Source organism: Paenarthrobacter sp. NPDC089988 (genome assembly GCF_044748465.1).
Lineage (GTDB): Bacteria > Actinomycetota > Actinomycetes > Actinomycetales > Micrococcaceae > Arthrobacter.
Genome location: NZ_JBIVGD010000009.1, coordinates 97,714 through 119,276, shown reverse-complemented (window position 1 = coordinate 119,276; position 21,563 = coordinate 97,714). Strand labels below are relative to the sequence as shown.

Sequence of the window (21,563 nt, the reverse complement as noted above, 5' to 3'; positions counted from 1 at the left end):
CCGTGGGGGTTTCTCGAGTGCTTTTTCCGTTTCCGCTTGGCCCTGAGTGGACATGGCTTCTGGGTGTGTGGGCCATCGCGGAAGTCATCATGCGCATCATCCTGCTGGGCATCATCCCCGGCAACCGTCGGCCAACTACAGCCATGGCTTGGCTCCTTGCCGTCTTCCTGGTGCCATCCGTGGGGTTCGTGCTGTTCCTGCTGTTCGGCAACTTCAAATTGTCCAAGCGCAGGCGGGAACAACAGGAAGCCGTCAACCATCGGGTACGTTCGGTCACCTCGGAGTTGGCGGACCCGGCCAGCGTGTACTCCGGCCCGGAATGGGTGAAGTCTGCCAGCGAACTGAACCACCGGCTCGGCTCGCTGCCAATGGTGGACGGCAACAAGGTGGAGCTCATTCCCGGCTACCAGGAATCCATCAAAGCGATGACCGAGGCAATCAAGAGTGCCACGAGCTACGTCAACGCGGAGTTCTACATCATGAGCAGCGACTCAGTGACGGACGGGTTGCTGACTGAGCTGGAGAAAGCGGCCGAACGCGGAGTTACGGTCCGGCTGCTCTTTGACCACATCGGCACGCTCCGGATCAGGGGGTACGGCCGCTTGGTGCGAAGGCTCAAGGCCAGCAAGATCCAGTGGAGGCCCATGCTGCCGCTGCTGCCCATCCACGGCCAGTGGCGCCGGCCCGACCTCCGTAACCATCGGAAGATCCTGGTGATCGATGGCACGCTGGCCTTCACGGGATCGCAGAACCTCATCGAACCGTCATATAACAACCCCAAGCACCGCAGGGCGGGCCGCCAATGGATTGAGCTGATGGCCCGTCTGGAAGGGCCGATCGTCCCAACGCTCAACGTCGTTTTCGCAACGGACTGGCTCAGCGAAACGGACGAGTCCTTGGAGGACCAGCTACGACTGCCCACAGAGCCCAACCCCGGGCACGTCACGGCACAGGTGATCCCCAGTGGCCCCGGGTTCTCAACGGAGAACAACCTGCGCCTGTTCAACACCCTGATCTACTCTGCGCAGCACCGGATCTCCATCTGCAGCCCGTACTTCGTCCCGGACGATTCCCTGCTCTACGCAATCACGACGGCTGCCCAGCGCGGAGTGGACGTGGAGCTGTTCGTGTCCGAGAAGGGCGATCAGTTCCTGGTCCATCACGCCCAGCGTTCCTATTACGAAGCCCTGCTGGACGCCGGTGTCCGCATCTACCTGTACCGTGCCCCGTACGTCCTCCACGCCAAGCACTTCACCATCGACGACGAGGTGGCCGTCCTGGGTTCCAGCAACATGGACATGCGCTCCTTCTCCTTGAACATGGAGGTTTCAGTGATGCTCCTGGGCTCCGAAACCGTGGACCTCATGCGGGCCGTGGAATCCACATATCGCGAGGTGTCCCGTGAGCTTACCCTCGAGGATTGGGTGCACAGGCCCCCGCTGGCCAAGTATGTGGATAACGTGGCGAGGCTGACCGCGACCCTCCAGTAACCGGCCAGGAGGCCAGGATCCCGCTAGGAGGGGAACTCCACACCCAGCGTCGAGAGCACACCGAACGCCTTGGTCCGGATTTCCTCGTACTCGTCGTCCGGCGTCGAATCGGCCGTGATGGCCCCGCCAACTCCCAAGCTCAGCGTGCGTCCGCCACCGCCGTCGGGATTGACCACCAGCGTGCGGATCACCACCGCGAGGTCCGTCGCAGCGTTCATCGAGAAATAGCCCACGGCACCCGAGTAGACCCCGCGCGGGCCAGCCTCCAGTCGATCGAGGATGTCCATGGTGCTGATCTTCGGTGCACCCGTCATGGAACCGGCGGGGAACGCGGCGGCAACGGCTTCGGCGCGTGGAGCTCCGGGCCTCAGCTGGGCGTCGATGGTGCTGACCATCTGGTGCACGGTGGCGTAGCTTTCGATCGCGCACAGCCTGCTCACAGTCACCGAACCAGGCACGGCATAGTGGCTGAGGTCGTTCCGCAGCAGGTCAACGATCATGATGTTCTCGGCGCGGTCCTTGAGTGAGGCCTCCAACTCGTGCCGCAATCGGATGTCTTCGCCATCATCGGTGGACCGGCGCCGGGTGCCCTTGATCGGTTCGGCGCGCATGCCGCCGTCGGACAGGATCCGAAGGAAACGCTCCGGCGAGGTGCTGGCAATAGCCAAGCCGCCGAACCGCAGGAAGCTGGCGAACGGTGCCGGGTTCCGGCGCCGCAACGCCAGGTAGGCCTGCCACGGATCCAGCTCTCCCGCCGACGCCTCAAGCGTGGTGGTGAGGCAGATTTCGTACGAGTTGCCCTCGCCGATTTCATGCTGGGCTTCGCCGATCTTGCGCTTGTAGTCGGTGGCGGAGTCGCGGCACTCGAACGCGGAACCCACGACGGCGGCCTGCCCGCCTGGCGTTATGGGGACGCCTGCCGCACGGCGTCCGTGGCCTGGATGGACCGTGGCTGGATGCACACCCCCGCCGTGTCCTGCCGAAGCAGCCGCGACGGCGGTGCGGGCCGCGCTGAACCAGGCATCGGCGTCGGGCGCGTCCAGGGCGAGCAGCCATACGGTGTGCTCCCGGTGATCCAGGACCACGGCACGTCCGGCGAACAGCAGGGCCGAGTCAGGGGTGTCCGCGCGGATGTCGTTACCGCCCGTTTCCCGTTTGAGTTCGTAGCCTAGGTAGCCGAGCCAGCCGAGGGTGAACTGGCCGTCGTATCCCTCGGGGGCACGCACGGCGCGGCGGCCCCAGACCGTATCCAGCCAGCGGAAGAACGGTCCTGATGTCCTGACGGTGGCCGAGCCGGCCGTTACCGAGGTAATCCCCGAACAGTGCCGGACGGACTGGCCGAACGTCCCGCCGTCGTCCGCTAGGATGCTGAAGCGGCTGCGAGAGGCGGCCTGCGTTCCACCCGTGATCGCCGTCGCCGCGTTGGAGGAGTCCAGCCAGACGGCGTTGTCCGAGGAACCGTACAACTCGTGGAACAGCGCCTCGGCATCAGGGGATGCCGGGATCATCTCAGATCGGAGCCGGAGGCCGCGCCGGGCGCTCAGCTCCGGTGACAGGAGGCCGGCCAGCGGTGAAAGGTACGTCATGGCCTGCAGGACATCGGTCGGGGCGCTGCCGTCGGCGGAGTTCTGCACGCGAATGTCTGCGGCCTCGGCGACGGGATCCGTAGTTAGCCAGGCGTCTTCCTGCGCGGCCCACGTGTCCCAAAATGGCTCGTAGGTGCCGCCGTCCCGGTCCAACGCCCGACGACGGCGGTCCTCACCCGGCGACTCCACCCACACAACGGCGTCCAGCATGGGCCGGGCGGCTTCGGCGGCGGCACCGACGCCCTCGACAATGACGATTTCCGCGGGCAGCGTGACTTGCGCCCGACCGTCCGCGTGGTTTTCCCAGTCCCAGCTGACCCATTCGGCGGCTTGGCCGTCACGGAGCGGCCCAAGGACGGTGTCCACATAACGTTCGATGCCCGTTGCCAGCCCGTTCCATCCCGGGTAGATGTCCTCGAGGTGGAACAGGGATACCTTGTGGTGCTCCCGAAGGCGTGCGGCCAACTCGACGGCGAGCGTTGTTTTGCCTGCGCCGGACCGCCCGTCGACAGCAATGATCACGGGTGCAGGGGTCATGACATAGAGGTTACCTGCTGGTGCTCGCTTCCTTGGTTGGCCAGCGCTGCCTTGACATGGCGCACGATTCCGGGCAGTGCGCCCTTGATGAGGGTCCACGTGTTGTCGAAGTCGGTGTGGCCGCCGTACCAGGGGTCCTCAATGCCCAAGTCGAGGGAACTCCGGCCTGCCATGAGGGGGTCGAAGCTCCGCAACATCCGGACTCTTTCCAACGATTCGTGGTCCGGTGCGCCTTCCTGGAGCCAGCCGAAATGGTCAACGTCCAGCGCAAGGATGAGGTGGCGTTCGGAGAACCATTCGCGCCGCCATTCACGGGCGACATGGTCCTCGGAGGCTATGTGTTGGGCTGCCAGGACGCGGGCTGCGCGGGGGTCAATGGGGTGCCCCACCTCGTACCCTGTGGTGCCTGCGGAGTCCACTTCAACCAGGTCGCCGAGCCCCTCCGCTTCGAAGGCTTCGGCCAGCATGAGTGCTGCCATGGGGGAGCGGCAGATGTTTCCGGTGCAGACCGTAATGATGCGGTATGGGCTCGTCGTTGAGTACATGGAGCAAGCATGATTCATGGAGGCCCTGCTTGGCTAGTGGGTTAGTCCACACGAAAGTCATTTTCAGTGACTAATCTGTCATACGGGGTGACAAGTGGTAGTGGACCCTAGGAAACCGACGTACTCTCCGCTGCTTCGGCGGCCAGCGCGGAGGCAGCCAGGTAGACGGTCCGTACGACGGCGGCACGCCGCTTTTGCGCCCTGCCCGGCTCATCGCCAACCATCAGTCCGTCCAGCGCGGGCAGCACGGGCGCGGAGTCGCAGAGACTCACGATGGTGATGAGGAGGTCTCCGGCGTCCTCCCGTGAGACCCCCGGAAGAGCGGTGATGGTGCTGTTCACTTTGGAAGCGCAGTTGGCCATCCGCTTGGGCAGTCCCACCACTTCGGTTCCCCGCTCGAGGCCTTCCCAGAACAAGAGGCGTGGGGCGGTAGCGTCCTTTTGGTGATGGTCGAAGAGCCGCCCGGCATAGTCTGCCATGGCCTCAGGACCCGCGCCTTCGATGGGGACCTCGTCCATCAGCGTGCTCAGGGCGTTGACGATTACGGCGTCGAAGAGGGCGTTCTTGTTGCCGAAGTACTGGTAGATCCGTTCCTTGTTGACCCCGGCCTCCGTGGCGATCCGGTCGATGCGGGCCCCGGCCAATCCGCGCGCACAGAATTCGGACGTTGCAGCCTCCAGCAGTAGTCCCTTGGTCCGTTCCGTGTCCCACGCCATAGGGACATATTACCAGTTTCCAACTAGGTGGTTGTAATTGTTTCGATGCGCGGTTATGGTTGTCCCAAGCCAATTGCAACTATCTGGTTGGAGAATTAGATGACCACCCCTGCCGCACCCGAAACCACTGCCGCACCCGGCGCCGCGCCGGCCCGTCCGCCGATGCCCTCGATCCACAGCCGCGCCCTCATCACCTGGCTCGCGATCTTCCCGCTGGTTTCGATCGGCATGCTCGCCCTTGGCCCGATCATGGAACCGTGGCACCCCGTGTTCCGGGCGCTCCTGTTGACGGCGCTCGTGGTCCCGATGGCCGTGTATGTGGTGGTCCCGCGACTCATGGCAGGCCTGGGGCACCTTTCCCGTAGGGCCGTAGAACGCGCCGCACAACGAGCAGCCCGCAACTCCGCTTAACCCAAGTAGGGGACAGCACACGTTCCACTGAGGTCTCAGTAGGACATGTGCTGTCCCCTAGTTGGGCGGGGTGCGCTGGGTCAGGACGTGCGCGCAGCCTCGACTTGCTCGAGGTTTGCGTACGCCGCTTGGGTGCCCTTCCTCGTGGCGGCGAGGGCTGCGGCCACGGAAGCGAAGGACGCGGCATCGGCCAGTGAATCACCCGCAGCCAGGCGTGCGGCCACGGCACCCGTGAAGGCGTCGCCGGCGCCGGTGGTGTCCACGGCGGAGACCCGGGTGGGAGCGATCCGCGTGAGTTGATCCTGGGAACCAACGGCCAGCGAATCCAAAACCACCGAACCCTGCGAGCCCAGCGTCACGAGTACACGCTGCAGGCCGCGGTCGGCGAACTGGCTGCGCACCGGCTCCCACGCCTCGGCGTATGCGTCAGCATCCGGGATACCCGCCTCGGAACCAAGGAACAAGGCTGCCTCATGGGCGTTCACCAGCAGCACATCGCTCAACTCCGCCAACAACCCAGGCACCTCAGCGTAGGGAGAGAGGTTAAGCAGGACCGTTGCTCCGGCGTCGTGCCCGGCCTGGGCGGCTGCCACCACCGTATCGATGCCAACCTCCAAGCAAAGGCACACCACAGCCGCGTCGCGGAAGGCATCAAAGTCGATGTCCATCGGGGACAACGTGCCGTTGGCGCCTGCAGAGATGATGATGCTGTTCTCGCCGTTCGCGTCCACAGAAATGACGGCCACGCCGGTTGCTGTGTCCGAACGGCGGACGCGCGAAACGTCGACGCCGGCACCCGCCGTCGATTCAAGGAGCATGGTGCCGTTGGGGTCATCGCCTACGGCACCGATCAGCGCCACTTCGCCGCCCAGCTTGCTCGCAGCCACTGCCTGGTTGGCGCTCTTGCCGCCCGGGTTCACGGCGAAGCCGTTGCCGTGAACTGTCTCGCCGGGCTGCGGGAGCCGCTCGGTGTAGATGGTCAAGTCCGCGTTGAGCGAACCGACGACGACGATTCCGGACTTGCTCACGCAGCCACCTCTTGGTCTTCGGTCACCTCGGCGTCGACGGGCTTCGGGATCAGCAGCGACGCCGCGAACGCAGCGAAGGTGATGGCAAAACCAACGACGACGACGGTCAGGTAGGACGCTTTGGCGTCACCCAGCGCTGAGGTCGCCACCAGGACGGCAGGCAGGACCAGGAAACTGAGCCCTGCGCCCAGGTTGAAGGCGCCCGCGTTCATGCCGGGCAGGAAGCCGGGATTGCCCTTCGGGGAGAGGACCACGCCAAGTCCGTTCAGCATGATGTTGACGGTACCTGCGTACATGATGCCCAGCAAGGCCGTGCCAACGATCATCATCGGGAGGTTGTTGAGCCCGAACAACGCGATGATTGCTAGGGCAACGAGGCTGCCGATAAGGCCGATGCGAAGCACCTTGGTGTAGCCAAGCACCGGGGCGAGGCGGCCGCTGATCGGACCGAAGACCCACCCCAGCAGTGCGTAAGGCGTCAGGATCATGAGGGACATTTCCGTGGGGCCGACGCCGAAGCCCGGATCCGCCGCCTGCACGAACGCCGGGACAATGCCGTTGATCACCGCGAAGATGCCGGTCATGGTCAGGGTAGTGGTCAGCAGGGGAGCCCACGTGGAGCGCTGACGCAGGTGCACGGTTTCCACCATCGGCTGCTTGGCGCGCTTCTCGACGGCCCAGAACGCGGCGAACGCGGCCACGGCGACGACGGTGAGGCCGACGGCGAGGGCCAGGATGCCGCCGTCGAACGCCGTGGCGAGCTTGGAGCCCTCGTTCAGGGCGGTGAGCAGGGCGCCCACGGCGATGACGATGAAGAACACGCCGAGCCAGTCCATGGTGGTGCCCGCGGCGGGCTTGCTCTCGCTGGCCAGGAACGCGATCAGGGCCGTTGCCACGACAGCCAAGGCAACCATGAGCCAGAAGATGCTGCGGAAGCCGAAGTTCTCAGCGAAGTAGCCGCCCACGAAGGAGTCGACGCCGGCCACGCCACCGTTGACCGCCGTAATGAGGCCCATGAGTGCGCCGTACTTGCGCGGGTTGCTCACCGCGGAGCGGAGCATGATGAGGCAGAGCGGGACGGTGGGGCCGCTGACTCCTTGGATGATGCGGCCGACGAACAGCCAGGTCACATCCGGAGCCAGGGCGGCGATGACCGAACCGACGGCCATCAGGACCATCATTCCCAGCAGGATCTTCTTGCGGCCAATAATGTCGCTGAGGCGCGGAAGGAACAGGGAGAACAGGGCTGCGGCCGTGAAGAACCAGGTCTGCGAAAGGCCGATGGTTGCCTGGTCTGTCTGGAGCTCGTTGCCCATGGTCACGAGTGCCGGGCTGAGCATGGAGGCGTTGAGCTGGAAAGCTACGCAGGCTGCCAGCAGGGCGACCATGAGGGCGGTGACGTTCCCCTTGGCTGTTGTGGACGTGGTCATTACTTTGCCTCTTCCGTGACGAGGTTTCCGGCGGTGACCTGCGCACTTGCGGGGGTGCCGCCGTGGAGCGTTGGTTCGCCGATCCGTTCGATCGCGTCAGTGACCAAATCCCAGAACTTCTTGTGGTCCAGGTCCACGGCAACCGAGGTGTGGCAGTCCTCTGGGGCGGGCGCGCGGAAGTCGGCGACGGTCATGCCGAGGGTGAGCTTGCCCTGCAGTTCGATGTCCACGGGGACCTTGCGGGTGGTCATGACCGTGGGATCGATGACGTAGGCGACGGCGCAGGGATCGTGCACCGGCGGGAAGTCGAAGCCTTGGGCATCCTTGTAGGTTTTCTTGAAGAACTCCATCAGTTCAAGGACGAACTTGGCCGGCTTGGTACCGATCTTTGCGATGTTCTCGACCACCTCGTCCGTGGCCAGCGCCTGGTGCGTGAGGTCCAGGCCCACCATCACCACGGGCCACTTCTCGTTGAACACGATGTGGGCGGCCTCGGGGTCGATGATGATGTTGAACTCTGCCACCGCGCTCCAGTTGCCAACGTGGTAGCCGCCGCCCATGAGGACGACTTCCTTCACGCGCTCCACGATGCGCGGCTCTTTGCGGGCGGCCATGGCGATGTTGGTCAGGCCCGCGGTAGGAACGAGGGTGACCGTGCCCGGCTCGTGCGCCATGACAGTTTCGATGATGAGGTCGACGGCGTGGCGCCGGTCCAGCTCGATGGCGGACTCGGGCTGCTCCGGGCCGTCCATGCCGGAGTCGCCGTGGATGCTCGGTGCTGTTTCGATGGTCCGGACCAGGGGGCGGTCGCAACCGGCAGCGAAGGGAACGCCCGTGATGCCCGCGATCGTGGCTACGGAAAGCGCGTTGCGGGTGACCTTTTCGAGGGTCTGGTTGCCCACGACGGTGGTCACGGCCAGCAGTTCGATGTCAGGGTTGCCGTGAGCCAGCAGCAATGCCACTGCGTCGTCATGGCCGGGGTCGCAATCAAGAATGATCTTTTTGCGGGTGTTCGTTTCCACGTTCTCTCCACGTCATTGGGGCCTGTCCGGTTTGGGCTTCGGTGACTCAGCGCCTTGGCGCAGCGCCGGCGCCGGACAGGGCGCTAAGCATTCAGGGGAATCATGGCACCTCTTTCCGGGTTACGTCAAACGCTTAACGTGAAGAACGTCAAGCGCTTGATGCCATGAACTGCGCGAGGCGGGTGCAACAACGTTAAGATCGATGCATGGATACCCCGGATCACCTCGGCAAACGCGCGCCACGAGTCACGGCGGCAATGGTTGCCGCCCGTGCAGGGGTCTCGACGGCGACAGTCTCGCTGGTGGCCAACGGGAAGACCCAGGGTCGCGTGTCCGAGGACAACATTTCGCGTGTCCGGACCGCCATCGCCGAACTTGGCTACATTGTGGACAGCATCGGCAGTTCGTTGGCCCGCGGGGTCAGCTCGATTGTCATTCTCGTAACTCCTGACGTGTCCAACCCCTTCTTCGCCAACGTGATCGCAGGCGTGCGGGAATCCCTGGGCTCCGAGTACCAGTTGCTGCTCTCCGTCACGGATGCCGGCGAGTCGCCGCAGGCCGATGACGTGCGGAAACTCCTTGCGCTCCGGCCGGCCGGGCTTCTTGTTGGTGCCCCCAGCGCGGAATTCCTCCAGGACCTGTCTGCGGCAGGACCGTTGGTCCTGCTCGATGCACCGGGCCTGGAATCGTACGCCCCTTCGGTGAACCTCGACGTCGCCCAAGGTGCCCGTGAGCTTGCGCGGCACCTGGCTTCGGCGGGGCACACCCGGACTGCGTACGTGGACGGCATCACAGGAACGGCCACCTTCCAACTTCGGCGCGAGGCGTTCCTTGACGAAGCTTTAGCCTGCGGGCTTGCTGTTTCTGAGGAGCACATCATCAGCACATCGATCGACGTCGGGGCTGCCGCGGCTGCCTTTGCCGAAGCGTGGCCTGCGTGGCAGCGTGAGGGGGTGACCGCCGTCGTCTGTGGCACCGATACGCACGCCTATGGCGTGCTGCAGGAAGCGCGGGTGGAGGGTGTGCGCATCCCGGGTGAGCTGGCCGTCGCCGGCTTCGACGACCTGCCGTATTCCGCCACGAGCCATCCGGGCCTTACCAGCGTGCACTTGCCGGCGACCCCCTTGGGACGCAAGGCTGGGGAGCAACTGAGGGGACTCATGGAAGGGGTGCCGTTGACTGAGCCCCACGTGACGCTGGAGAGCTCATTGGTGGTGCGCGGATCCACGGTTTCCGGCTGAGCGTTAGTGGATGACCGCCAGCAGGATGCCCACCAGGACGAAGAGGCAGCCGAAGATGCGGTTCAGGACCTTCTGGCCATGCTCGTTGTGGGTGAAGCGCTGGAATGACCGGGCGGCGAGGGCGAAGAAGAACCACATCACCATTATGTCGATGGCCAGCACAGTTACCGTTAGCACCACGTATTGCTGCACCAAGGGCTGGTCCGGGCGGATGAACTGGGGCATGAACGCCAGGAAGAACACGATCGCCTTGGGATTCAGCAGGTTCACCCAGATACCGCGTTGGAACATGGAGAGTGCCGGCTCGTTCTTCTTGTCCTGGACTTCTTCCTTGTCCAGATCAGGTTTGTGGAGGAACTGCCGGATGCCCAAGTACACGAGGTAGGCGGCACCGGCGTAGCGGATGACGTTGAAGATCAGCGGCGAATTGGAAACCAAGACTCCCACGCCGAGGGCAACGATCACGATGTGGATGACCAAAGCCACCTGCTGGCCAAGGATGCCCCAAATGGAGCGTCGGAACCCCGAATTGAGCGAGTTGCTCATGGTAAAGATTGCCCCGGCGCCGGGAGTGAAACTGATCAGGGTGCCGGCACCAACCAAGGCCAGCCAAAGGGAAAATTGCACCATCTCAGCTTATGCCGGTGAGGTGGGTGGTCTGGACTGGGCCTCTAGGCCGGGCCTGCGTACCGCCACGACCCACTTTGCCGGCGCCAGCCACGGAATGCACCCCAATCAGGTTGATTTCCGCCGCTGGGTATCCCAAAGAAGGTCGTGGAGGTACAGCCAAGCCAGCCAGCAATGGGGCAGACTAATCCCGTGAGCGGAATCCCGTGGGTCCTGCACGTCGATCTCGACCAGTTCATCGCTGCCGTCGAAATCCTGCGGCGGCCTGAACTCGCCGGGAAACCCCTCATTGTGGGTGGTCGGGGAGATCCGACGGAACGGGCAGTGGTTTCCACGGCATCCTATGAAGCGAGGGCTTTCGGCGTCGGGTCGGGTATGCCGCTGCGCATCGCGGCCCGCAAAGTCCCTGACGCGATCATTCTTCCGGTCGATCACCAGGCGTACCTCGCGGCATCGGAGGTCGTCATGCAAACCCTCCGCGAGCAACCCGGTGCCACCGTCCAGGTCCTCGGCTGGGACGAAGCCTTCGTGGGGGTCACCACGGAGGATCCCGAGGCCTATGCCAAACAAATCCAAGCGGCAGTCCTTGAAAACACGCAACTACACTGCAGCGTCGGCATCGGTGACAACCTGGTCCGCGCCAAGAACGCCACCGACTTCGGCAAACCCGCCGGCATTTTCCGTCTGACCAAGGAGAACTGGCTCGAAGTTATGGGGGACAAACCGACCATCGGGCTCTGGGGAGTCGGACCCAAGATTTCCAAGAGGCTCGCGGCCCACGGCATCACTACCGTCAACGAACTCGCCGCCACCGACCCGGATGACCTGGTTCAGGAGTTCGGTCCGAAGATGGGGCCGTGGTATGCGCAACTCGGGCGGGGAGATGGCGCCACGGAGGTGGACGATACCCCGTGGGTTGCCCGCGCCCACGGCCGCGAAACCACCTTTCAGCAGGACCTCACAGAGGCGGTCCAAATCGAGGACGCCATCAAGGAACTCACCGCCCGGGTCCTCGAAGATGTTGCCGCCGAGGGGCGCCCGGTGGTTGGCCTGACACTCAAAGTCCGCTACAAGCCGTTCTTCACCAAGACCTACGCGAAGAAGATTCCGGAGACCTTCGACCGCGACGAAGTCCTCACCCAAGCCTTGAACCTCACCGGCAAAATGGAACCGGACAGGCCCATCCGCCTGCTCGGACTCAGGGCAGAAATGGCCATGCCCGACGGCGCCCGCCAAGGCCACACCCCCACACGCAGCGGCTGGTAAATCGGCGCCAACCTTGAATGCTGTGCGCGATCGAACTATTCTCGGCGTGGGGTTCCCGCCATGCGTTTGGAGGGAAAATGCAGAAAACGAAGATTTTCACGCCCATCTTGGCCGTTTTGCTGGTGTTAGTGGTCGGCTATCTCACCCTGCAATCGGAAGGAATCTCGAAGGGGTTCCTGTTCGACTTCGGCGGCGTCCCGTCCATCAATATCGCCCAGCGGTATCCGTGGGAACTGCAGCTGGCTATCCTGCTGGTCGCCTTCATGGCTGTCATGGTCTACCGCAGGGTTGCCAACGATCGCGCCACAAAGATTCTGGCGTCGGCTGCCCTTGTCGCCACGGCGGTTCTGTCGCTGGTGTTCTACGAGGCAATCCACATCACCAGGACGAACCTGTTTGCGATGGCGTTCGTCAACGGCGGCACATCACCACTGACCTTAGGGCTGATGGCTGCCACTTTGGCTGACGTGATGAGCAGCCGGGCCGGCGGCGTGAACGTTCGACGCCGGCCTGCCGCCTACCAGCGCGGGTGGATCGCTTCGCGGAAGTAGCGATCGTAGATCTTGAGCACTCCCGCGGAGAGCCCCGCCCCGAGGGAAGACAACGAACCAGCTTCGGCATTGGCAGCGGCCTGCTCAGCCGAACGCGCCCCGGGAATGACGGAGGTGACGCCGTCCTGCGCGATGACCCAGGCGAGGGCCGCTTGTGAGGTGGTGACGCCGTCGGGAACCAGCTGGCTGAACTCCTGCGCGGCCTTGACACCGGTGGCGAAGTCGACGCCCGAGAAGGTCTCCCCGACATCGAAGGCCTCGCCTGAACGGTTGTAGTTCCGGTGATCGTCCTCGGCAAACGTCGTCTCCGTGGTGTACTTTCCGGAGAGCAAACCCGAGGCCAGCGGCACGCGGGCGATGATGCCCACGCCCGCTTCGCGCGCCGCCGGAAGTACCTCGTCGAGGGGCTTGAGTCGGAAGGCATTGAGGATGATCTGCACGGTGGCCGTGTTGCCGCGCTTGATCGCTTCGAGGGCTTCGTCCATGCGCTCGACGCTCACGCCGTAGTTGCGGATGGCCCCTTCGCTGACCAGGGTGTCCAGGGCGTCGTACACTTCGGCCCGGCTATAGACCGCGGTGGGTGGGCAGTGCAGTTGGACCAGGTCCAGGGTGTCCTGCTGCAGGTTGCGCCTCGAACGGTCGGTCCAGGTACGGAAGTTGGCCAGCGTGTAGTTCTCGGGGACCTGGTCCACTCGGCGGCCCATCTTGGTGGCCACGGTGATGTTGAGGTCCGGGTTGATGCCGAGGAAGCGGCCAATGATCTGCTCGCTCCGGCCGTCACCGTAGACATCGGCGGTGTCGAAGAAGTTGACGCCCTCTTCCACAGAGGTCTCAAGGACCGCTACTGCGTCCTCTTCCGTGACGGAGCCCCAGTCGGCCCCGAGCTGCCAGGTGCCCAGTCCAACGGTGGAAACGGACCGGCCGGTTTTGCCAAGAATGCGCTGTTCCATGCGTTCGACTATATGTTGTCGCCGCCGTTGTTTTGAGCGGCGTCCAAATCCGCCACCTTCCCCATCAAATAGCGACGCTCCTGCAGGCTCCCGGTTTTCTTAGCGGCTGAGAGGTACGCAGAACGGGCCTCGTCAGGCAGCCCGGCCAGCTCCAGCAAGTGCCCGCGCACGGCGTCCAGCCGGTGCCCACGGCCCAGTGCGGAATCCAGCCCTTCCAGCAGCTTCAACGCCACAGCCGGCCCCTCGACACGCGCCACGGCGACGGCCCGGTTCAACGTCACCACAGGGCTGGGGGCCAGAGCTTCCAAGACCGTGTACAGCGCCACGATCTGCGACCAGTCCGTCTCCGCATCAGAGGCCGCCTCCGCATGGACAGCGGCGATCGCGGCCTGCAGTTGATATGGACCGGGACGCCCACGGCCCAGGACGGAGGTCAGCAACGCAATTCCCTCCGTGATCTGCCTGCCATTCCAGAGACTCCGGTCCTGCTCGGCCAGCGGCACCGGCGTCCCATCCGGCAGAGCTCGAGCAGCGCGGCGGGAATCCGTGAGCAGCATCAGGGCCAGCAGCGCCCCAGCTTCCGGTTCACCCGGCACCGCGGCAACCAGCAGGCGGGTCAACCGGATCGCCTCCGTCGTCAGGTCCTCACGCTGCAGCGACTCACCGGAACTGGCGGCGTAACCTTCGTTGAAGATCAGGTACAGGACCTGAAGTACGACGCCGAGCCTCGCCTTCCGCTCGGAGGGTGCCGGTTGCTCGAAGCGGCCGCCGGCCTTCTGGATCGTTTGTTTCGCGCGGCTGATCCTTTGTCCCATGGTCGCTTCGGGGGACCAGGAAAGCGGAGGCGATTTCCGCCGTCGTGAGTCCACCTACTGCCCGCAGCGTCAAGGCGAGCTGCGACGGTGCCGAGAGCGCCGGGTGGCAGCAGAGGAACATGAGGGTGAGGGTGTCGTCGGCAGCTGAAACGGTCACGTCGACCTCCATGGCCGCCACGCGGTCTTCGCGGGCACGCCGGGCGGAGTCGCTGCGCCAGGCGTCGATCAGCCTTCGCGACGCGACGGACAACAGCCAGCCCTTGGGGTTATCCGGCATTCCGGACGGCCACTGCAGCGCGGCTTCGAGGAGGGCTTCCTGAACGGCGTCCTCGCAGGCATCGAACTGCCCGTGCTTACGGACCAGCACGCCGAGGACCTGCGGCGCGAGCGTGCGCAGCAGGTCCTCGACTCGCGTGTCCCGCGAGGACTGGATCAAAGGCTAGACCTCCGGCGGGCCGTCCGGAATGGCGCGGAGCTCCACCACTTGCGAGTACTTCACAATGCTGGAACAGATCTCCACGGCCCGTTCCTCGCTGGCGACGTCCACCACCCAGTACCCCACCAGGGATTCCTTGGCTTCCGCGAACGGGCCATCGGTGGTGATAACACCGTCCGGGGTTTGCTTGACGAGCTTCGCCGTGCTGCCATCGGCGAGTCCGGCGTTGAACACGAGCTCTCCGGACTCCGTGAGGTCCTTGTCGATCTGGATCATGAATCCGATCATTTCCTTGACCCACTCCGGATCGGCGGTTTCCATCATGCCCTCGGCCGAACCGAACATCATGATCATGTATTTCATCTCGAACTCCTTGTTGAGGGGCTCCCTTGTGGGTGCCTTCACTCACAGGTCGGAACCGGGTGGGACATTTCTACATGGTGCTCAGAAGTTTCTAGGCCCTAGCGATGACTTCCCCGTTCGGGATGAGGAAGAAGCCATCCTCCGTGGCGCCCCAACGATGCCAACCGGCGGCAATCCTGGCGAGGTCGGCTTCATTGGCGAAGCCATACTCCAAGGCCTGCTCGGCGAAGGCGGAGTGCAGCACCCGTTCGCTCCACACCCGGGACTGCCAAGCACGTTGCTGGGCCGTGGCGTAGAGCCAGTTGCTGCTGCTCGGGGAAACCTGGGCAAACCCGGCTTGCTGCGCCCAAGAGACCAGGCGGCGACCGGCGTCGGGCTCTGCTCCGTTGCGGCGCGCGATCCTCTGGTAGAGCTCCATCCAGTCGTCGAGTTCCGGGACCTCGGGGTACCAGCTCATGCCATGGAAGTCGGCGTCCCGCACGGCAACGATGGCTCCCGGTTTGGCCACGCGGCGCATCTCCCGCAGGGCTGCTACTGGGTCGGTGAGGTGCTGGAGCACCTGGTGGGCGTGGACCAGATCGAACGTTTCGTCCTCGAAGTCGAGATCGTAGATGTTCCCCGTTTGGAAGTCGACGTTCTCTACGCCGCGGTCCTTCGCCAGCTCGGTGGCCTGGGCAATGATGTCCGCCGAGCGGTCCAAACCCGTCACGTGCCCGGGCGAAACCAGCCCCGCGAAATCGCACGTGATGCTGCCGGGTCCGCAGCCGACGTCGAGCACCGACGTCCCGGGCGTGAGATGGGGGATAACAAACGCGGCCGAATTCTCGGCTGTCCGTGAGGCGTGGGCCCGGACAACCGACTCGTGGTGCCCGTGGGTATAGACATCTTCAGGCTGCTGCTCGTTCATAGGGAAACGCTACAGCTTGGCCTGTGTGTTTGGGTGGAACGCGCGGGTGGAACGCGGCGCCCAACTGGGGGACAGCACATGCTCCACTGAGCGCTCACTGGGACGTTTGGTGTCCCTTAGTTGGGTTCGGGGCTGGTGGCTTCGTGGCGCGCGTCGATAGTGGCCTCCACCATGTCCGTCATGAAGCGCCGGACCAGTTCCAGCTCGTCCGGGCTGTAAGCGTCCATGGCCTTCCCCATCCGCATGGCCAAGGGAAGGAACATGGCGCTGCCGTCACGATATGCCTTGGGAGTCATGTGCAGTTGGACCTGGCGGCGGTCCGTGCCAAGGCGCTCGCGGGTGAGGTGCCCGGAGGCGTGCAGGCGATCGACCAATGCGGTGGTCGCGGGGGAGCTGAGCCGCAGTTCGCTGCGCAGCACGCCCGGCGTCACCACGCGACCGGCAGCCGAATGGCGCATGACCACTGCCAGCGCATTGAGGTCGGTCCTGTGCATGTCATTGCGGCCGCCAGCGGCGTCCACGTAGTGGTTGGCTTCGAGGGTGAAGTCCTGCAGGAGCCGTACCAGGTCTTGGGGAAGGCCCGACGGCGGCCCGGCACCTTCCGGCGCGCCACCCACCGAGGCGCGGCCACTCGCGTCCACAGTGGAATCCTTTGGGCGCTCGTCCCACGTATCCGACATCAGCGCCTCCTTACGTCTTTGCTGCCTTCCGGATACTACTCCCCGTCTCCGCACTGCAGTGCATCGGAGTCGGCTACCGCTTGATTAGTTCCATGATAGAGATACTCTATAGTCTAATAAATACTCGTGCCTCGGAAAGTAAGGACCCATGAAGACGCAGAAAGTGCCGTTCTGGTTGCGGTGGCTGATCCCGGTGGTGCTGGTCATCACCTGGCTCGGAATAGCAGGGGTCGGCGGCCCAACGTTCGGTCGGCTGGAGGAAGTGTCCTCCAACGACCAAGCCTCGTTCCTGCCAGCCGGTGCAGAAGCCACCGAAGCCGGTGATTGGCAGGCCAAGTTCCGCGACTCCGACGAAATCCCCGCGGTGGTGATCGTCGAAAGCGACACCGCATTCACCCCGGCCCAACTGGGCGAAGCAGCCCAGCTGAAAGCCGACATCGAGGCACTCAAGCTGGGGAGCGCCGTCGTCGGACCCATCCCTTCGCAAGACGCCAAGGCGGTGCAGTACATTGTGCCCATCGCCAAATCCGACGAGCTCCGTGACGTGGTCAAGGAGCTCCGGGATGTGGTGCAGCCCGGCGCTCCGGACGGCATGCGGGCCTATGTCACCGGCCCGGCCGGGCTCACGGCGGACCTGGTCAACGCCTTTGGCGGCATCGACGGCATCCTCCTGCTCGTGGCACTCGGCGCGGTGTTCGTGATCCTGCTGCTCGTCTACCGCTCGCTCGTGCTGCCGATCGCGGTGCTCCTGACCTCCGTCTTCGCCCTCTGCGCCGCGATTTTGCTGGTCTTCGGCATGGCCAAGCTCGGGTGGATCCAACTGAATGGGCAAAGCCAAGGCATCCTGTCCATCCTGGTGATCGGTGCCGCCACGGACTACGCCCTGCTGTTTGTTGCCCGGTTCCGTGAGGCCCTCACCCACACCACCAACCGGACGCAAGCGGTGTTGACGGCGTGGAAGGCATCTTTCGAGCCGATCCTCGCTTCCGGTGCCACCGTGATCATCGCGCTCCTCTGCTTGCTCTTCTCCGACCTGAACTCCAACAAGGCCCTCGGTCCCGTGGCCGCGGCGGGCATCGTCTGTTCGCTCTTCGCCGCGCTTACCCTCCTGCCGGCGTTCATGGCGTTGCTGGGCCGCGCAGCTTTCTGGCCGTTCCGTCCCAAGCTGCTGGCCGACGACGAACGCGAACCCGAGCTGGTCACCGGCCTCGAGGGGCAAAAGGGCCTGTGGCGGCGCGTGGGTTCGTTGGTCTCACGCCGACCCCGCGTGGTGTGGATCGTCTCCGTGCTGCTCCTGGCCGTGGCCTCTGCGGGTGTCCTTCAGCTGAAGGCCAACGGCGTGCCGCAGACCGACGTCATCCTGGCCAAGTCCGACGCCGTCGACGGCCAGGACGCGCTGGCGAGGCATTTCGACGCCGGCAGCGGCAGCCCCGTCGTCGTGGTTGCCTCCCAAGGCGCCGCGCAGCAGGTGCTGGACAAGGTCAAGGCCACCAACGGCGTAGGCGACGCCTACCTGCTGGGCGAGGGCAGCGTGCCGATCACCGGCGCACCGGGCGCACCGGCTGATCCCGCAGTCCGTGACGGCCGTGTGCTCATCAACGCCACGCTGAACAGCGCCGCTGACTCGATCGAAGCCGAAGACACGGTCAAGTCGCTGCGTTCTGCTGTGCGCGACGTCGATTCCGCAGCGTTGGTTGGCGGCGTCACCGCTACTGCCCTGGACACCAACACCACGGCCCAGCGAGACCTGACAGTGATCATCCCGATCGTGCTGGTGGTCATCCTCTTCATCCTGATGCTCCTGCTCCGGTCGGTGGTGGCGCCGGTGCTCCTGGTGCTTTCCGTGGTCCTCTCCTACGGCGCGGCCATGGGCGTCTCGGCATGGGTGTTCAACGGGATCTTCCAGTTCTCCGGTGCCGATGCCACGGTTCCGCTGTTCGGTTTCGTGTTCCTCGTTGCCCTGGGCGTGGACTACAACATCTTCCTCATGAGCCGTGTCCGCGAGGAATCGCTCAAGCACGGAACGCGGCCGGGCATCCTCCGGGGACTCGGCGTGACGGGTGGGGTGATCACCTCCGCCGGTGTGGTCCTGGCCGCGACGTTCGCTGCCCTGGGTGTCATTCCCATCATGTTCCTGGTGCAGTTGGCGTTCATCGTGGCCTTCGGCGTGCTGCTGGATACCGTGCTGGTGCGCTCGCTGCTGGTTCCAGCCTTGGCCTACGACATCGGGGACAAGATCTGGTGGCCGAGCAAGCTGGGGCGTAGTGCGTCGGCCGCTTCCGTGAAGGAGCGCGAGGCGTCCGGCGTCCGCTAGCCCTTGATTGCCGGGCGGGTACTTGTTGCACTTGAACAAGTACCCGCCCGGCGTCATGCCTGCCCAGCCAAGGAGATTCTCGTGAGCAAGGAACAGCTGATCATCATCGGGTCCGGTCCTGCCGGTTACACGGCCGCGATCTACGCCGCGCGGGCCGGGCTGGAACCGCTGGTCCTGGCAGGATCGGTGACCGCCGGCGGGGCGCTCATGAACACCACGGAAGTGGAGAATTTCCCCGGCTTCCCTGAGGGGATTCAAGGGCCGGAGCTGATGGACGGACTACAGGCCCAGGCGGAAAAGTTCGGCGCAAAGATAGTGTTCGACGACGTCACTTCCGTTTCGCTGCGAGGCCACCTCAAGTCGGTGGTCACCGGAGCAGGGGAGACGCACGAAGCTACGGCGGTCATCCTGGCTACCGGTTCTGCCTACAAGGAGCTCGGCCTGCCGGAAGAGAAGAAGCTTAGCGGACACGGTGTTTCCTGGTGTGCCACATGCGATGGCTTCTTCTTCCGCGAGCAGGACATCGTCGTGGTGGGCGGCGGTGACTCCGCCATGGAGGAAGCGACCTTCTTGACGCGGTTCGGAAAGTCGGTGACCGTCGTCGTGCGAAAGGGTGAGCTGCGCGCCTCCCGGATCATGGCTCAGCGGGCCAAGGACAACCCGAAGATCGGCTTCGCGTGGCACTCGGCGGTCACGGCCATCCATGGTGATGCCAAGGTTACGGGCGTGACGCTGACGGATACCCGCACCGGGGAAACCCGGGAACAAGCCGCGACGGGCATCTTCGTGGCGATCGGGCACTTGCCACGCACGGAACTGTTGGACGGTCAGGTGGACCTCGACGCCGAGGGGTACATCAAAGTGGACTCGCCCACCACCTGCACCAACCTGTCCGGCGTCTTTGCCTGCGGGGACGCCGTGGACCACCGTTACCGCCAGGCCATCACGGCGGCGGGCACGGGTTGTTCAGCGGCTTTGGATGCCGAGCGTTACCTGGCTGCGTTGGAGGATGCGGACAGCATCGCGACGGCGCTGGTTGAGGAGCCGACGCATTTCTAGTACCGGCGTGTTAGCGAGGCTTGTAGACGTCAGCACGGTGCTGAATTCGATGGATGTAGAGCACGTGTTCCTCGATGTCGAGGGTAAACAACACGCGGTAGTCACCACGGCGGGCCGTGCGCATGCCGATGAGCTCATTGGTCAAGGGTTTGCTGAGCCGGTGGGGGTTGGCCGCCAGAGCCCCGGAAACGAATTCCACGATTGCGGCCGCGGCCTTCTCAGGAAGCCGACGAAAAGTCTTTAGTGCCGGACTCGTGATCTGGACTTTCCAATGCTCTTTTCCTGTGTTGCTATCGCTCACCGGGGTGGCAGCCCGAATTCACGGCGCAGATCATCGGCGCTGATCGTGTTGCCTTCTGCAATATCGCGACGAGCCTGGGCCAGATCTTCGTGAATGCCAGGTTGGGACAGCCAGTGGATGGTTTCCTGAAGTGATTCCAAATCATCTGCAGACATCAGGACAGCGGCAGGGTGCCCGTGTCGGGTGATCTGAATGATTTCGTGGGTGGTGTCGGCTTCTTCAACCAAAGCCGAAAGTTTGTCCTTGGCTTCGCTGAGGGGAATAGTCTTCATGACACGATTCTAGCCAACATTAGGCCAATAACTAGCCTAATGTTTGGCCTGCTCTGCCTGGGCCATCAGGCGCTGACCGTGCTCCGCTCGCGATAGCCGTCCGCGGCATAAACACCAAGGACGCGGACCTCGGTGGTGAAGAATTCCAACTCCTCCAGGGCGCGCCGGAGGCGGGCATCCTCGGGGTGGCCTTCGACGTCGGAGATGAACATGGTGGCGGCGAACTCGTTGCCCACCATGTAGCTCTCAAGGCGGGTCATGTTGAGCCCGTTGGTGGCGAACCCGCCCAGCGCCTTATAGAGGGCCGAGGGGACGTTCCGGACGCGGAACACAAACGTGGTGATCGCGGGACCCGGCAGTTCTTCCTTGGTGGGAAGCGCGCGCTCGCGGGCCAGGACCACGAACCTGGTGGTGTTGGTGGGATCATCCTCGACGCCGGAGGCCAGGACGTCGAGTCCGTACAGCCCGGCGGCCAGCGGTGGAGCGAGTGAGAGCTTGCGGGGATCGTTCCAGTCCCTGACTTCGCGGGCAGACCCTGCGGTATCCCCGGCGATCACGGGCTTCAGGCCTGCTTCGCGGATGATGCGCCGGCACTGGCCCAACGCGTGGATGTGGCTGTGGACCTCCGTGGCGTCCTCGATGGTGCTGCCGGGAACGCCCAGCAGGTCGAAGCGGATGGGAAGGAAGTATTCCCCAACAATCTGCAGGTTCGACTGTGGAAGCAGGACGTGGATGTCCGCCACGCGGCCCGCGATGGAGTTCTCGATCGGGATCATTGCAAGATCTACTTCCCCGGTGGAGACGAGTTCGAAAGCGTCCTCGAAGCTGGCGCAGGGCACGCTTTCGAGTTCGGGGAACATTTCCTTGCAAGCGAGGTCCGAGTTGGCTCCGGGCTCGCCTTGGTACGCGATCTTCTGGGACATGGTGCTCATGGTTTCATGCGGGGCATAGGGCTGCGCAAAAGCGTCCACCGTATGGCCTTCGGCACCCAACTGGGACGCAGTTCAGGTCGTTCC

23 protein-coding genes are annotated in these 21,563 nt (G+C 64.3%); 7 read left to right on the top strand and 16 right to left on the bottom strand.

Annotated features, from left to right (window positions below):
- Nucleotides 1-17: 17 nt before the first annotated feature.
- On the top strand, nucleotides 18-1,490 hold the full coding sequence (cls, locus tag ACIPV6_RS12560; RefSeq protein WP_400271198.1) for a cardiolipin synthase: 1,473 nt from the start codon (nucleotides 18-20) through the stop codon (nucleotides 1,488-1,490).
- Between the two features lie 23 nt (nucleotides 1,491-1,513).
- Here cls and pabB read toward each other — a convergent pair whose 3' ends face one another.
- The 3 genes from pabB to ACIPV6_RS12545 form a co-directional block, all read right to left on the bottom strand.
- Nucleotides 1,514-3,613, bottom strand: coding sequence for an aminodeoxychorismate synthase component I (gene pabB, locus ACIPV6_RS12555; protein WP_400271197.1), 2,100 nt, complete (start codon nucleotides 3,611-3,613; stop codon nucleotides 1,514-1,516).
- Nucleotides 3,610-4,158: a low molecular weight protein-tyrosine-phosphatase gene (locus ACIPV6_RS12550; RefSeq protein ID WP_400271196.1), complete on the bottom strand. Its 549-nt coding sequence runs from the start codon at nucleotides 4,156-4,158 to the stop codon at nucleotides 3,610-3,612. The genes pabB and ACIPV6_RS12550 overlap by 4 nt, the downstream gene beginning before the upstream one ends.
- A gap of 107 nt (nucleotides 4,159-4,265) precedes the next feature.
- Nucleotides 4,266-4,874 (bottom strand): TetR/AcrR family transcriptional regulator, encoded by a 609-nt coding sequence (locus tag ACIPV6_RS12545; protein WP_400271195.1) that lies wholly within the window; start codon nucleotides 4,872-4,874, stop codon nucleotides 4,266-4,268.
- Nucleotides 4,875-4,973: 99 nt separating this feature from the next.
- On the opposite strand from ACIPV6_RS12545, the gene ACIPV6_RS12540 reads away from it, so the two are divergent.
- The gene (locus ACIPV6_RS12540) at nucleotides 4,974-5,285 is read left to right on the top strand and encodes a hypothetical protein (RefSeq protein WP_400271194.1); all 312 of its coding nucleotides are present in this window, start codon (nucleotides 4,974-4,976) and stop codon (nucleotides 5,283-5,285) included.
- Between the two features lie 80 nt (nucleotides 5,286-5,365).
- Here the strand turns inward: ACIPV6_RS12540 and ACIPV6_RS12535 are convergent, their stop codons facing one another.
- Genes ACIPV6_RS12535 through ACIPV6_RS12525 form a run of 3 tightly spaced genes read right to left on the bottom strand, consistent with a single transcriptional unit; the run spans nucleotide 5,366 to nucleotide 8,765 of the window.
- Nucleotides 5,366-6,313 (bottom strand): ribokinase, encoded by a 948-nt coding sequence (locus ACIPV6_RS12535; protein WP_400271193.1) that lies wholly within the window; start codon nucleotides 6,311-6,313, stop codon nucleotides 5,366-5,368.
- Nucleotides 6,310-7,743: an MFS transporter gene (locus ACIPV6_RS12530; protein WP_400271192.1), complete on the bottom strand. Its 1,434-nt coding sequence runs from the start codon at nucleotides 7,741-7,743 to the stop codon at nucleotides 6,310-6,312. Before ACIPV6_RS12530 ends, ACIPV6_RS12535 begins: the two co-directional genes overlap by 4 nt.
- Nucleotides 7,743-8,765 (bottom strand): nucleoside hydrolase, encoded by a 1,023-nt coding sequence (locus ACIPV6_RS12525; RefSeq protein WP_400271191.1) that lies wholly within the window; start codon nucleotides 8,763-8,765, stop codon nucleotides 7,743-7,745. Before ACIPV6_RS12525 ends, ACIPV6_RS12530 begins: the two co-directional genes overlap by 1 nt.
- Before the next feature lie 257 nt (nucleotides 8,766-9,022).
- Here ACIPV6_RS12525 and ACIPV6_RS12520 point away from each other — a divergent pair, with 257 nt between their 5' ends.
- Entirely contained in the window at nucleotides 9,023-10,006 is a 984-nt protein-coding gene (locus ACIPV6_RS12520; protein WP_400271264.1) for a LacI family DNA-binding transcriptional regulator, read from the top strand.
- Between the two features lie 3 nt (nucleotides 10,007-10,009).
- Here the strand turns inward: ACIPV6_RS12520 and ACIPV6_RS12515 are convergent, their stop codons facing one another.
- Complete coding sequence (locus ACIPV6_RS12515) at nucleotides 10,010-10,636, bottom strand: LysE family transporter (protein WP_400271190.1); 627 nt, start codon at nucleotides 10,634-10,636, stop codon at nucleotides 10,010-10,012.
- Between the two features lie 171 nt (nucleotides 10,637-10,807).
- Here ACIPV6_RS12515 and ACIPV6_RS12510 point away from each other — a divergent pair, with 171 nt between their 5' ends.
- Together ACIPV6_RS12510 and ACIPV6_RS12505 are read left to right on the top strand one after the other, a co-directional pair.
- Entirely contained in the window at nucleotides 10,808-11,899 is a 1,092-nt protein-coding gene (locus tag ACIPV6_RS12510) for a DNA polymerase IV (protein WP_400271189.1), read from the top strand.
- A gap of 77 nt (nucleotides 11,900-11,976) precedes the next feature.
- On the top strand, nucleotides 11,977-12,450 hold the full coding sequence (locus tag ACIPV6_RS12505; protein WP_400271188.1) for a hypothetical protein: 474 nt from the start codon (nucleotides 11,977-11,979) through the stop codon (nucleotides 12,448-12,450).
- On the opposite strand, the gene ACIPV6_RS12500 is transcribed toward ACIPV6_RS12505, so the two are convergent.
- The 6 genes from ACIPV6_RS12500 to ACIPV6_RS12475 all read right to left on the bottom strand — a co-directional run bounded on the left by ACIPV6_RS12500 (nucleotide 12,417) and on the right by ACIPV6_RS12475 (nucleotide 16,601).
- Nucleotides 12,417-13,400, bottom strand: coding sequence for an aldo/keto reductase (locus ACIPV6_RS12500; RefSeq protein WP_400271187.1), 984 nt, complete (start codon nucleotides 13,398-13,400; stop codon nucleotides 12,417-12,419). The two genes, ACIPV6_RS12505 and ACIPV6_RS12500, sit on opposite strands and share 34 nt — an antisense overlap.
- 8 nt (nucleotides 13,401-13,408) lie before the next feature.
- Entirely contained in the window at nucleotides 13,409-14,095 is a 687-nt protein-coding gene (locus ACIPV6_RS12495; RefSeq protein ID WP_400271263.1) for an RNA polymerase sigma factor, read from the bottom strand.
- The gene (locus ACIPV6_RS12490) at nucleotides 14,061-14,651 is read right to left on the bottom strand and encodes a sigma factor (protein WP_400271186.1); all 591 of its coding nucleotides are present in this window, start codon (nucleotides 14,649-14,651) and stop codon (nucleotides 14,061-14,063) included. The genes ACIPV6_RS12495 and ACIPV6_RS12490 overlap by 35 nt, the downstream gene beginning before the upstream one ends.
- A gap of 3 nt (nucleotides 14,652-14,654) precedes the next feature.
- Complete coding sequence (locus ACIPV6_RS12485) at nucleotides 14,655-15,014, bottom strand: YciI family protein (protein ID WP_400271185.1); 360 nt, start codon at nucleotides 15,012-15,014, stop codon at nucleotides 14,655-14,657.
- 91 nt (nucleotides 15,015-15,105) lie between these two features.
- On the bottom strand, nucleotides 15,106-15,921 hold the full coding sequence (locus tag ACIPV6_RS12480; protein ID WP_400271184.1) for a methyltransferase domain-containing protein: 816 nt from the start codon (nucleotides 15,919-15,921) through the stop codon (nucleotides 15,106-15,108).
- A 116-nt stretch (nucleotides 15,922-16,037) separates the two neighbouring features.
- A complete protein-coding gene (locus ACIPV6_RS12475) occupies nucleotides 16,038-16,601 on the bottom strand; it encodes a MarR family winged helix-turn-helix transcriptional regulator (protein ID WP_400271183.1) in 564 nt (187 codons plus the stop codon).
- Nucleotides 16,602-16,749: 148 nt separating this feature from the next.
- Between ACIPV6_RS12475 and ACIPV6_RS12470 the strand changes: the two genes are divergently transcribed.
- Nucleotides 16,750-18,915 (top strand): MMPL family transporter, encoded by a 2,166-nt coding sequence (locus ACIPV6_RS12470; RefSeq protein WP_400271182.1) that lies wholly within the window; start codon nucleotides 16,750-16,752, stop codon nucleotides 18,913-18,915.
- A gap of 81 nt (nucleotides 18,916-18,996) precedes the next feature.
- Nucleotides 18,997-19,974 (top strand): thioredoxin-disulfide reductase, encoded by a 978-nt coding sequence (trxB, locus tag ACIPV6_RS12465; RefSeq protein ID WP_400271181.1) that lies wholly within the window; start codon nucleotides 18,997-18,999, stop codon nucleotides 19,972-19,974.
- Nucleotides 19,975-19,984: 10 nt separating this feature from the next.
- Here the strand turns inward: trxB and ACIPV6_RS12460 are convergent, their stop codons facing one another.
- The 3 genes from ACIPV6_RS12460 to ACIPV6_RS12450 all read right to left on the bottom strand — a co-directional run bounded on the left by ACIPV6_RS12460 (nucleotide 19,985) and on the right by ACIPV6_RS12450 (nucleotide 21,470).
- Entirely contained in the window at nucleotides 19,985-20,275 is a 291-nt protein-coding gene (locus ACIPV6_RS12460) for a type II toxin-antitoxin system RelE/ParE family toxin (RefSeq protein WP_400271180.1), read from the bottom strand.
- The gene (locus ACIPV6_RS12455; protein ID WP_400271179.1) at nucleotides 20,272-20,547 is read right to left on the bottom strand and encodes a type II toxin-antitoxin system Phd/YefM family antitoxin; all 276 of its coding nucleotides are present in this window, start codon (nucleotides 20,545-20,547) and stop codon (nucleotides 20,272-20,274) included. Before ACIPV6_RS12455 ends, ACIPV6_RS12460 begins: the two co-directional genes overlap by 4 nt.
- Before the next feature lie 65 nt (nucleotides 20,548-20,612).
- Nucleotides 20,613-21,470 (bottom strand): prephenate dehydratase, encoded by an 858-nt coding sequence (locus ACIPV6_RS12450; RefSeq protein ID WP_400271262.1) that lies wholly within the window; start codon nucleotides 21,468-21,470, stop codon nucleotides 20,613-20,615.
- Nucleotides 21,471-21,563: the final 93 nt, after the last annotated feature.